Raw genomic sequence first — 12,016 nt, forward strand, 5'->3', positions numbered from 1 at the left:
CACCTGCCGTCCACTCGGAACCGGGGCCTGCGCACTCGATGACTGCCTACAGCCACCAGCACGGCTACCCAGACCAGCCGTCGTCCGCCCCGCTGTCCTCCGGCGGCTTCGGCGGTGCGGGAGCACGCCCGCCCGCCTACCCGCGCCACCTGGTCACCGCCGTCATCGTCAGCCACGACGGCGCCCGCTGGCTGCCCCAGGCGCTGGCCGGCCTGCTCGGCCAGGACCGGCAGGTCCAGCGGATCCTCGCGATCGACACCGGCAGCACCGACACCTCCCCCCAGCTGCTGCGCGACACCCTGGGCGACTGGCTGCCGGAGAGCGGCCCGATCGTGCTCGGCCGCCGCGCGGGCTTCGGCACCGCCGTCGCCGAGGCCGTCTTCAACAGCCCGCCGCTGCGCCCCGAGGACCTGCCCTACAGCCTCGACCCCTCCGGCTACGACCCGGTCACCGGCGGCTGGGACGACTTCGGGGACCCGCTCTCCGCCGAGCACGACCTGCACTCCTCCGGCCCGCGCGAGACCCAGCCCGTCGAGTGGCTCTGGCTGCTGCACGACGACTGCGAGCCGCAGACCGACGCCCTGCGCCGGCTGCTCCAGGTCGCCGACACCACCCCGTCCGCCGCCGTGATCGGCCCCAAGCTGCGCAGCTGGTACGACCGTCGCCAGCTGCTCGAGGTCGGCGTCACCATCGCCCGCTCCGGCCGCCGCTGGACCGGCCTGGACCGCCGCGAGCAGGACCAGGGCCAGCACGACCAGGTGCGCCCGGTGCTCGCTGTCTCCACCGCCGGCATGCTGGTCCGCCGCGACGTCTTCGAGCAGCTCGGCGGCTTCGACAAGGCACTGCCGCTGATGCGCGACGACACCGACTTCTGCTGGCGGGTCAACGCCGCCGGACACCGCGTGGTGGTCGCCCCCGACGCGGTGCTGCGGCACGCCGAGGCCGCCAGCCGTGAGCGCCGCGCGATCGACTGCGGCGCCGGCCACCCGCACCGGGTCGACAAGGCCGGCGCCGTCTACACCCTGCTGGCCAACTCCCGCCGTGCGGTCTTCCCGTACGTGCTGCTGCGCCTGGTGCTCGGCACCCTGCTGCGGGTGCTGGCCAACCTGGTCGGCAAGGACCCGCGCCAGGCCTTCGACGAGATCGCCGGCCTCGGCCACGAACTGATCCGGCTGCCCCGGCTGCTGCTGGCCCGCAAACGCCGCGCCCGCACCCGCTCCTACGACTCGCTGGACGACCGCAGCCTCTTCCCGCCGCCCGGCGCCACCGCCCGCCTCGCCATCGAGGGCGCGATCAGCTCGCTGGGCATCGGCGGCACCGACGACAACTCCATCGGCCGGCACGGCGGCACCGCCGAGGCCACCGGCGGCGACGAGGACAACGAGGTCCTGGAGGTCGAGCAGTTCGCGCTGCTCAAGAAGCTGGCCCGGCGCCCGGCCCCGGTGCTGTTCGCCGCCCTGCTGCTGTTCGCCCTGGTGGCCGGCCGCAACCTGCTCGGCAGCGCCCCGCTGCTCGGCGGGGCGCTGCTGCCCGCCACCGACGGTGCGTCAGGCATCTGGAACATGTACGCCGGCAGCTGGCACGCCGTCGGCCCCGGCTCGACCGCCACCGCCCCGCCCTACCTCGCGGTGCTCGCGGTGCTCTCCTGGCTGCTCTTCGACCACGCCGACCTGGCGATCACCCTGCTGTTGCTGCTCTCGGTCCCGCTCGCCGCGGTCAGCGCCTACCTGGTCTCCCGGCCGCTGCTCGGTTCCAAGCTGGTCCGCGCCTGGGCCAGCGCCAGCTACGCCCTGCTGCCCGCCGCCATCGGCGCCATCTCCCAGGGCCGGATCGGCACCGCGGTGCTGGCCGTGCTGCTGCCGCCGCTGGCCCGCGCCGCCGCCATCTCGGCCGGCCTCGGCATCCGCAAGGAGACCGCCGCCAAGGGCGCCAGGCCCGGCTGGCGGTCCACCTGGATGACCGTCCTGCTGCTCACCCTGTGCACCGCCTTCGTGCCGCTGACCTGGGCGATCGCCGTTCCGCTGACGCTCGCCGCGCTCGCCGCGGCGATACTGCGCGGCGGCGCCTACGGCACCGGCGGGGCGGCGCTGCGCCTGCTCGGCCCGCGGATCGCGGTGATCCTCGGGGTGCCGGTACTGGTGCTCGCGCCCTGGTCCGTGCACGTGCTCAGCCACCCCTCGCGACTGCTGCTGGAGGCCGGGCTGCCCGGCTTCAGCGGCCACCGGGCCGGCCCGCTCGGCCTGGTGCTGGTCAACCCCGGCGGCGCCGGGGTGCCGCCGATCTGGCTCTCGGCGGGCGTGCTGCTCGCCGCACTGGCCGCACTGCTGCGCGCCGACCGGCGCCGCGCGGTGCTGGCGGCCTGGGCCGCGGCCGGGGCCGGACTGGTCTTCGCCGTGGTGGTGGCCGGCACCAGTGTCACCCCCGCCTCCGGCGGCCTGCCGGTCGCCGCGTGGGCCGGCCCGGCCACCCTGCTCAGCGGCATCGCGCTGCTCGCGGCCGCCGCGATCGGCGCCGACGGCGCCAACGCCCGGGTCGCCGGGATCGCCTTCGGCTGGCGCCAACCGGTGGCCGCCCTGGTGCTCGCCACCGCCGTGCTGGCGCCGCTCGGCACCGCCCTCTGGTGGGCCGTCAGCGGCGCCGACGGACCGCTGCGGCGCAGCTCGGCCGGCCAGGTGCCCGCGTTCATCGCCGCCGAGGCCGGCACCGGCGACCGCTCCCGCACCCTGGTGCTGACCGGCGACGACCAGGCCTCCTCGGTCCGCTTCACGCTGGTCCGCGGCGCCGGCCTGACCCTGGGCCAGGCCGAGGGCACGGTCGACACCGGCGGCTCCACCAAGGACGGCCTGACCAAGCTGGTCGGCAGCCTGCTGGCCGGCTCCGGCGCCGACCAGGCCAGTGCGCTGGCCGGCTACGGCGTGGCCTACGTGGTGGTCCGGGACCCGATGATCGCCAAGGTCCGGGACGTCCTGGACACCACCCCCGGCCTGGTCCGGCTCAGCCAGGACAACGGCACCGCGCTCTGGCAGGTCACCGGCATCGCGGCCACCCGGGCCGTGATCACCGCGCCGAACACCCTGCCGGTGTCGGTCCCCGCCGGGGAGGAGTCGGTGCACGCGACCGTCCCGGCCGGCCCCGACGGTCGGGTGCTGCGCCTGGCCGAGCAGGCCGACCCGGGCTGGCACGCCACCCTGGACGGCACCGCACTCAAGCCGGTCACCCTGGACGGCTGGGCGCAGGGCTTCCAGCTCCCGGCCGGCGGCGGCACGCTCGCCGTCACCCGCACCGCCCCGCTGCTGCACACCGGCTGGATCTGGGCGCAGCTGCTGCTCGGCACCGTGGTGCTGGTGCTCGCGCTGCCCGGCCGGCGCAGCACCAAGGACGACGACCTGCCCGAGGAGGTGGTGGCCGCCGCCGCGCTGGCCGCCGCCGCCCAGGCCCAGGCACCCGCCCCCGGCAGCCGCCGGGCCCGGCGGATGGCCGAACGCGGCGAGGGCGAGGGCGAACCGGTCGAGGAGAACGACCCCGGCGTCTACGGCACCCCGCCGGGCGTCCCCGCCCAGCCCGCCGGCCAGGCCTACCCGGTCGCCGAGCCGCTGCCGGCCCACCAGGACCCGTACGCGCCGGACCCCTACGGCCAGCAGGACTACCAGCAGGCCGACCCGTACGGCTACGACCCGTACGCGGCCCAGCAGCCCTACCAGACGTACGCGCCGCAGCCCCAGGCGGTGCCGGACGGCTACGGCGAGCAGGGCTACGAGCAGCACTACGACCAGCAGGGCCAGCCGGGCGACCCGTACAACCAGCCCTACCCGCCCGACTACAGCTACGGCGGCTACGACCCGCAGGGCTACCAGGGCAACGGCGAGCAGCAGCCCTGGCTGCCCGGCCAGCCGCGCCCCTACGACCCGGACGACCCGAGCTACGGCGGCCACCCGCACCACGACGGAGCTGACCCGCGATGAAGAAGATGCCCAGCCTCTCCGCCCTCTCGGTGGGCCGCTCCGGCGACGGTGACGGCGGATCCGGTGGGTCCGACGGGTCCGGCGGCAGTCGCACCGGCCGCTCGCTGCTCGCCTGCGCGGCCGTGCTCGCGGTGGTGTTCGGCGTGGCCGAGCTGCGCCCGCCGGCCGCACCCGCCGCGCCGCCGGCCGGCGCGGTCACCGGGGCCCAGGTGGAGCGCACCGCGGCGGTCTGCCCGCAGCCGATGCAGGGACTGAGCGGCACCACCCAGCTGACCGCCTTCAGCCCCGGCAGCGGCGGCTCGGCCGGAGGCAGCGCGGCGGTGCGCGACGTGGCACCGCCGGCGGTCGTCGCACCGTCCGCCCCGGCGCCGGCCGGCGCTCCGTCAGCCGGCGCTCCGTCAGGTTCGCCCGCACCGGCCCCCGCCCAGGGCCAGACCAACGACGCCCGGTTGAGCCTGACCAAGCCCGGCACCCCGGTCAGCGTCAACGCCGCCCCCGGCGACACCGCGAACGGCAGTTCCGCCGTCGCCACCGGCTCCTACGCCCCGGGCTTCACCGTCACCCAGACCACCACCGTCACCGACCCGCGCGGCCTGGGCCTGTCCGGGGTCACCTGCTCGCCCGCCGGCACCCACTTCTGGTTCGCCGGGGCCGGCACCTCCGGTGACCGCAAGGACTACCTCAGCCTGACCAACGCCGAGGCCGCAGCCGCCGTGGTCGACGTCCACCTGTACGGCGACAAGGGCCCGGTCGACACCGGCGAGTCCGGCAGCGGCATCAAGATCGACCCCGGCACCTCGCAGGCCGTGCTGCTGAGCAGCCTGACCACCAACCAGAACCCCGACCTCGCGGTCGAGGTGACGGTGCGCAGCGGCCGGGTCGGCGCCTACCTGCACGCCACCGACGGCTCGGCCGGCGCCGACTGGATCCCCGCCTCGGTGGATCCGGCCCCCACCGTGGTACTGCCCGGACTGCCCGCCGACCTGTCCGGCTCCCGGCTGATCGTGGCGGCCCCCGGCAGCGAGGACGACGCCGACCTGAAGATCCAGCTCTCCGGCCCGAACGGCTGGTTCACCCCGGCCGGGCACGAGACCATCCACGTGAAGGCGGGCATGGTCAACGCGATCGCGCTCGACCAGATCAACCGTCAGCAGGTCTCCGCGCTGCGGTTGAGCCCCACCGACCCGAAGCAGCACCCCACCCCGGTGATCGCCACGGTGCGGATCGACCGGGCCAACGGCAGCAAGTCCGACGCCGCCTGGATCACCGGTGCGGGCCCGGTCGGCAAGCGCGCCTCGGTCGCCGACTCCCGGGGCGGCGGCGCGGCCACGCTGCTGCTCACCTCCACGGTTGACGCCGCCACCGTCCGGGTGACGGCCTCGGCGGGCACCGGCGGCGGCACCCCGACCAGCAAGGACGTGCAGATCCCGGCCGGCGCCACGGTCTCCCTGCCGTCACCCGAGCCGGGCGGCGGCAACAGCAACTTCGGCCTCACCGTGGAGACGGTCTCCGGCGGCCCGGTGGTCGCGGCCCGGATGCTGGCGCTGACCACCAAGGACGTGCCGATGTTCACCATCCAGGCGCTGCAGGACGACCACAGCTACGTCCAGGTTCCCCAGGCCAACCAGGACCCGGGGCTGCTGATCCACTGACCGCCGGTCAGTCCTCGTCGTAGCGGGGGTCGATGGCGTCGGGCGACAGCCCGAGCAGCTCGGCCACCTGCTCGATCAGGATCTCGTGGACCAGCGCCGCCCGGTCCTCGCGGGACTTGGCCCGGATCTCCACCGGGCGGCGGAAGACGGTGATCCGGCTCTTGCGGCCCTGGCGGGCCGGACTCACCTGGCCCAGCGGCACCCCGCCGCCCTCGGCCGGCGGCGCCTCGCCGTCCCCGTCGGGCACCTCGGCGACCTCGAACTCCACGTCGATCAGCTGCGGCCAGCGGCGCTCCAGGCGCTCCACCGACTCGCGGACGTAGTCCTCGAACAGCTCGGACCGGCTCAGCGAGATCGGGACCTGCGGGGGCGCCAACGGCCCGCGCAGGCCACGTCCGTGCCGGTCGCGGCGCCGAGGGCGCGGCGCACCTGCGGGCGGCGGCCCGGAGGGGCCAGGAGCGGGCGGTTGGGGTGCGGAGCTGTCCATATCAAAGACGAGCCTAGTCCTTGGAGGCCAGGAAATGGACCACACAGACACGGACACGGGCGCGCTCCCACGCGACACGGAGCGCCGTGCGGCAGCCGGTCTTAGCCAGGCGGGCTCCGGTGCGGTACCGTCCACCCTCGTGAGCCCTGTACGTCGTTGTTCGCGGACCGCGTGCGGCCGACCGGCCGTCGCGACCCTGACGTACGTCTACGCGGACTCCACCGCCGTGTTGGGCCCGCTCGCCACCTACGCCGAGCCGCACTGCTACGACCTGTGCGCCGAGCACGCCGAGCGGCTCACCGCCCCGCGCGGCTGGGAGGTGGTCCGGCTCGCCACCGAGGGCGGACCGATGCGCCGCAGCAGCGACGACCTGGAGGCGCTGGCCAACGCGGTGCGCGAGGCCGCCCGCCCGCAGGAGCGCGGACCGCGCCCGGTGCGCGGCCCGGACGCGGACCCGGCCGAGGCCGGCCGCCGCGGGCACCTGCGCGTGCTGCGCTCGCCCGACAGCTGAGCGTTCCCGAACAGTAACGCGCACCGGGTACGCTGCTGCCCTCGAGGGCCGACCGAGCCCGTTCGCCAGACACACATCAAGGTGGAACCGCAGTGCGCGACCTCAAGCAGCTCGTGAAGGCGTACGACGTCCGAGGCGTCGTCCCGGACCAGTGGGACGAGAACCTCTCCCGTGCCTTCGGCGCCGCATTCGTGCAGGTCACCGGCGCCACGGCGATCGTCGTCGGCCACGACATGCGCCCCTCCTCGCCGAGCCTGTCGCGGGCCTTCGCCGAGGGTGCGGCCGCGCGCGGCGCGGACGTCACCGAGATCGGGCTCTGCTCCACCGACCAGCTGTACTACGCGAGCGGCAAGCTGGACCTGCCCGGCGCGATGTTCACCGCCAGCCACAACCCGGCGCAGTACAACGGCATCAAGCTGTGCCGCAAGGGCGCCGCCCCGGTCGGCGAGAACACCGGCCTGGCCGACATCCGCGAGCTGGTGCAGTCCTGGATCAACGAGGACGACACCGTGACCGTCCCGGCCGTGGACGTGAAGCCGGGTGTGCTGACCCAGCAGGACACCCTGCGCGGCTACGCCGACCACCTGCTCGGCCTGGTCGACCTCAGCGCGATCCGCCCGCTCAAGGTCGCGGTGGACGCGGGCAACGGCATGGGCGGCCACACCGTCCCGACCGTCTTCGCGGGCCTGCCGCTGGACGTCGTCCCGATGTACTTCGAGCTGGACGGCACCTTCCCCAACCACGAGGCCAACCCGCTCGACCCGAAGAACCTGGTCGACCTGCAGGCCAAGGTCCGCGAGGTCGGCGCCGACATCGGCCTGGCCTTCGACGGCGACGCCGACCGCTGCTTCGTGATCGACGAGCGCGGCGAGCCGGTCTCGCCGTCCGCGATCACCGCCCTGGTCGCGGTGCGCGAGCTGGCCCGGGCCCGGGCCAACGGCGAAGAGAACGCCACCATCATCCACAACCTGATCACCTCCTGGACGGTGCCCGAGGTGGTCGCCGAGCACGGCGGCAAGGCCGTGCGCACCCGGGTCGGCCACTCCTTCATCAAGCAGGAGATGGCCGAGACCGACGCGATCTTCGGTGGCGAGCACTCCGCCCACTACTACTTCCGCGACTTCTGGCGCGCCGACACCGGCATGCTGGCCGCGCTGCACGTGCTCGCCGCGCTCGGCGGCCAGGACGGCACGCTCTCCGCGCTGACCGCCGAGTACGACCGCTACGCCGCCTCCGGCGAGATCAACAGCGAGGTCGCCGACCAGGCCGGCAAGACCGCCGAGGTCCGCGCCACCTACGGCTCGCTGGAGGGCGTCAGCGTCGACGAGCTGGACGGCCTGACCATCGCCGGCGCCGACTGGTGGTTCAACCTGCGCGCCTCCAACACCGAGCCGCTGCTGCGCCTCAACGTCGAGGCCAAGGACCAGGCCAAGATGGCCGAGCTGCGGGACGCGGTGCTGGCGATCGTCCGCGGCTGATCCACTTCCGCACGCGCCCGATCCTCTTCTGTACGCGCCCCGGCCGGTAGGGTTGTTACCGGCCGGGGCGCGTCATGTCCCGCCTGACCCACGGAGACCCAACGCCATGACGCTCGAACCCTTCCTGCTGGAGATCCTGGTCTGCCCGCGCTGCCACGCGAAGCTGAACGAGCGCGACGAGGCCGGTCAGCCCGAGCTGGTCTGCACCGGCGCCGACTGCGGGCTGATCTACGAGATCCGCGACGGCATCCCGCTGCTGCTGGTGGACGAGGCCCGCCGCCCTGCCTGACCCTCCCCACCCGAGCGGACCCGGAGGTCCAGCCGCATGCTCGACGACAGCCTGCTCGACGACCCGGCCGCCCTCCAACGCGCCGACCGGGACCACGCCCTGCTGGCGCTGGCCGGCGCCGGCGCCCGGGTGCGGACCGCGCTACGGCTGGCGGACGCGGCCGGCCTGAGCCGGCTGCGCCCCGAGGGACGGCCGCGGGCCGTCCTGGTGGCCGGGCCCGGCAGTGCGCTGACGGCCGGTCAGGCACTGGCCGCACTGGCCGGCAACGGCACCCTGGTGTACCCGCTGGCCCCGGCGGACGCCCGGCCCAGTGACTCGTTCAGCATCGGCCTCAGCTGGCAACTGCCCGGCTGGGCAGGACCGTTGGACCTGCTGGTGGTGGCCAGCGCGGACGGCGTCGAGGACGGGCTGATCAGGCTCGCCGAGCAGGCCTACGCGCGCGGCTGCGCGATCGCCGTGATCACCCCCGAGGGCCGGCCGCTGGCCGAGGCCGCACTGCAGGTGCGCGCGCTGCCCCTGCCGTACGTGCCCTCCGCCGTCGAGGAGCCCACCGGGCCCGCCGCCGAGCCCGACCTGCCCACCGAGGACCCGGGGGCGTTCTGGGCCTACCTCGCCCCGCTGCTGGCCCTGGCCGCCCGGATCGACGTGGTCCAGCTCGGGGCCACCGCGCTGGGCTCCCTCGCCGACCTGCTGGACGAACTCGCGGTCCGGCACCGCCCCGACGCCGGCTCCTACCTCAACCCCGCCAAGGGGCTGGCGGCCCAACTGGCCGGCACCGTCCCGCTGCTGTGGAGCGACGGCGAGCTGGCCGCGGTGGCCGCCGAACGGTTCGCCGCGATGCTCGCCGACCGGGCCGGCCGACCCGCCGTCACCGGGCGGCTGCCGCAGGCCTTGATCGCGCACCGCGGCATGTTCACCGGTCAGCTCGCCGCCGGAGCCGACCCCGAGGACTTCTTCCGCGACCGGGTCGAGGAGCCGGACCCGCTCACCCTGCAGGTCCTGCTGCTGCGGCACACCCCGCAGGAGGTCCCGCCCAGCGCCGAGCCCGAGACGGTGCCGGAGCCCGGACCGGAGACCTACAGCGTCCGCCGCGCCACCCGGCTGGCCGCCGCCCACGACGTACGCCTGACCGAGTTCGCCGCCCACCGGGTCGAGCCGCTGGCCGCGCTGGCCGAACTGGTCGCGCTCGGCGACTTCGCCGCCGTCTACCTGGGTCTGGCGGCCGGTTCCGGGCAGTGACACAGGGTCGGCTAAGGTCACTCAGACACGATCGTCCGCCGAAGACCCATTCGTCGAAGACCTAGGAGCAGGGCCGCACCATGGACCGCCTCGCCAACACCGTCCGCCCCTACGCCTGGGGCTCGACCACCGCGATCCCGGCCCTGCTCGGCGAGCAGCCCACCGGTGAGCCGCAGGCCGAGCTCTGGCTGGGCGCCCACCCCGGTGACTCCTCCCGGGTGGACCGCGGCGCGGGCCAGGTGGCGCTCGCCGAGGTGATCGCCACCGACCCGGTCGGCGAGCTGGGCGAGGCCGCCGTCGAGCACTTCGGCCCGACCCTGCCGTTCCTGCTCAAGGTGCTGGCCGCCGAGCTCCCGCTCTCCCTGCAGGTGCACCCCAGCCGGGCCCAGGCCCAGGCCGGCTTCGCCGCCGAGGAGGCCGCCGGACTGCCCGTCGAGGCCGGCCACCGCAATTACAAGGACGCCAACCACAAGCCCGAACTCATTTGCGCGCTGGACGAGTTCGACGGCCTGTGCGGCTTCCGCGACCCGCTGGCCACCGCCGACCTGATGGACCGGCTGGCCGTGCCGGGCCTGGCGCCGCTGATCGACCTGCTGCGCACCAAGCCCGCCGAGCAGGCGCTGCGCGAGACCCTGGCCACCGTGCTGTCCACCGACCCGGCCGTGGTCGCCGTCACCGTCAAGGAGCTGGCCGAGGCGCTGAACCGGCAGCTGGCCGCCCAGCCCGCCTCCCCGCACGCGCTGGAGTGGGCGGGCTACGCCTACGCCGCCAAGCACTTCCCGGGCGACCCGGGTGTGCTGGCCGCGCTGCTGCTCAACGTGGTCCGGCTGCAGCCGGGCGAGGCGCTCTACCTGGGCGCCGGCGTCCCGCACGCCTACCTGCACGGCACCGGCGTCGAGATCATGGCCAACTCCGACAACGTGCTGCGCTGCGGGCTCACCCCCAAGCACGTGGACGTCCCCGAGCTGCTCAAGGTGGTCATCTTCGAGGCCGGCGACCCCGGCGTGCTGCGCCCGGTGGCGAGCGAGGACGGCGAGGAGCTCTTCCCGGTCCCGATCGACGAGTTCCGGCTCTCCCGCTTCACGCTGACCGCCGACGGCCCGCAGCGCACGGTCGACGGCCGCACGGCCCAGATCCTGCTCTGCACCGAGGGCGCCGTGCTGCTCACCGACGCCGCCGGCGGGCGGCTGGAGCTGACCCGGGGTCAGTCCGCCTACCTGCCGGCCACCGGCACCGACACCCTGCTGACCGGTACCGGCGTGCTCTTCCGCGCCACCGTCACCCTCTGAGGAGTTCTAAGACGTGAGCGCCGAAGGCGGAACGAAGGCGCTGCTCGCGGCGCTGGGAGCGAACCTGGCGATCGCGGTGAGCAAGTTCACCGCCTTCGCGTTCACCGGCTCCTCCTCGATGCTCGCCGAGGGCGTGCACTCGGTGGCCGACTCCGGCAACCAGGTGCTGCTGCTGATCGGCGGCAAGCGCGCGACCAGGGACGCCGACGAGGAGCACCCGTTCGGCTACGGCCGTGAGCGGTACGTCTACGGCTTCCTGGTCGCCATCGTGCTGTTCAGCCTCGGCGGCCTGTTCGCCCTCTACGAGGGCATCGAGAAGATCCGCCACCCGCACGAACTGCACGGCTGGTACTGGGCGGTGGGCGTGCTGGTGTTCGCGGTCCTGATGGAGGGCTGGTCCTTCCTGACCGCCTTCCGGGAGGCCGCCAAGGACAAGGGCACGCTCGGCTGGGCCGCCTACATCCGCCGGGCCAAGGCCCCCGAGCTGCCGGTGGTGCTGCTCGAGGACACCGGCGCGCTGATCGGCCTGGTGCTGGCGCTGTTCGGCGTCGGCCTCACCGTGATCACCGGCGACGGCATCTGGGACGGCATCGGCACCACCGCCATCGGCGCGCTGCTCGCCGTGATCGCCGTGGTGCTGGCGCTGGAGACCAAGTCGCTGCTGATCGGCGAGAGCGCCGACCGGCAGTCGGTGGAGCAGATCCGGGCCGCCCTGCTGGACAGCCCCGCGATCACCTCGGTGATCCACCTGCGAACCCTGCACGTCGGCCCGGAGGAGCTGCTGGTCGCCGCCAAGATCGGGGTGCACCGCGAGGACAGCGCCGAGCTGATCGCCCAGACGATCGACGACGCCGAGGTCCGGGTGCGCGCCGCCGTCCCGATCGCCCGCGCCATCTACCTGGAGCCGGACGTCTATTCGGCCGCCAAGGCGGCCGCCGGCCCCGACCCGGAGGCCACTCCCGGTGGGCGCGGCTCGCACTGAACGGGCCCACGCCCCGAGTCCCTCGGTGTAGATTCGTCACCAGTGCCAAACGTCGCTGCTGATGGCGGTCGATCCGGGCTCGCCCCGGGTCGAGGGAGAGAGGTCCTCCGACGGATTGTGCCGCAGC

At 74.6% G+C, this 12,016-nt stretch carries 9 protein-coding genes; 8 read left to right on the top strand and 1 reads right to left on the bottom strand.

The window, feature by feature from the left end; all coding sequences use genetic code 11:
• Positions 1–38: 38 nt before the first annotated feature.
• Both BR98_RS42115 and BR98_RS27405 read left to right on the top strand, forming a co-directional pair.
• On the top strand, positions 39–3,962 hold the full coding sequence (locus tag BR98_RS42115; protein ID WP_083977045.1) for a glycosyltransferase: 3,924 nt from the start codon (positions 39–41) through the stop codon (positions 3,960–3,962).
• Entirely contained in the window at positions 3,959–5,614 is a 1,656-nt protein-coding gene (locus BR98_RS27405) for a DUF5719 family protein (protein WP_051970263.1), read from the top strand. Before BR98_RS42115 ends, BR98_RS27405 begins: the two co-directional genes overlap by 4 nt.
• A gap of 7 nt (positions 5,615–5,621) precedes the next feature.
• Here BR98_RS27405 and BR98_RS27410 read toward each other — a convergent pair whose 3' ends face one another.
• The gene (locus BR98_RS27410; RefSeq protein ID WP_083977047.1) at positions 5,622–6,101 is read right to left on the bottom strand and encodes a metallopeptidase family protein; all 480 of its coding nucleotides are present in this window, start codon (positions 6,099–6,101) and stop codon (positions 5,622–5,624) included.
• Positions 6,102–6,240: 139 nt separating this feature from the next.
• On the opposite strand from BR98_RS27410, the gene BR98_RS27415 reads away from it, so the two are divergent.
• The 6 genes from BR98_RS27415 (at position 6,241) to BR98_RS27440 (ending at position 11,889) form a co-directional block, all read left to right on the top strand.
• A complete protein-coding gene (locus tag BR98_RS27415) occupies positions 6,241–6,612 on the top strand; it encodes a DUF3499 domain-containing protein (protein ID WP_035848593.1) in 372 nt (123 codons plus the stop codon).
• Between the two features lie 92 nt (positions 6,613–6,704).
• Positions 6,705–8,090: a phosphomannomutase/phosphoglucomutase gene (locus BR98_RS27420; RefSeq protein ID WP_035848598.1), complete on the top strand. Its 1,386-nt coding sequence runs from the start codon at positions 6,705–6,707 to the stop codon at positions 8,088–8,090.
• Positions 8,091–8,196: 106 nt separating this feature from the next.
• The gene (locus BR98_RS27425; RefSeq protein ID WP_035848603.1) at positions 8,197–8,379 is read left to right on the top strand and encodes a Trm112 family protein; all 183 of its coding nucleotides are present in this window, start codon (positions 8,197–8,199) and stop codon (positions 8,377–8,379) included.
• A gap of 36 nt (positions 8,380–8,415) precedes the next feature.
• Positions 8,416–9,618, top strand: coding sequence for an SIS domain-containing protein (locus BR98_RS27430; RefSeq protein WP_035848606.1), 1,203 nt, complete (start codon positions 8,416–8,418; stop codon positions 9,616–9,618).
• Positions 9,619–9,698: 80 nt separating this feature from the next.
• Entirely contained in the window at positions 9,699–10,907 is a 1,209-nt protein-coding gene (gene manA, locus BR98_RS27435; protein WP_035848609.1) for a mannose-6-phosphate isomerase, class I, read from the top strand.
• A 13-nt stretch (positions 10,908–10,920) separates the two neighbouring features.
• Positions 10,921–11,889 carry a cation diffusion facilitator family transporter gene (locus tag BR98_RS27440; protein ID WP_035848613.1) on the top strand — a complete coding sequence of 323 codons (969 nt, stop codon included), beginning with the start codon at positions 10,921–10,923 and terminating at the stop codon, positions 11,887–11,889.
• Positions 11,890–12,016 lie beyond the last annotated feature (127 nt).

This window comes from Kitasatospora azatica KCTC 9699, assembly GCF_000744785.1.
GTDB classification, from domain to species: domain Bacteria; phylum Actinomycetota; class Actinomycetes; order Streptomycetales; family Streptomycetaceae; genus Kitasatospora; species Kitasatospora azatica.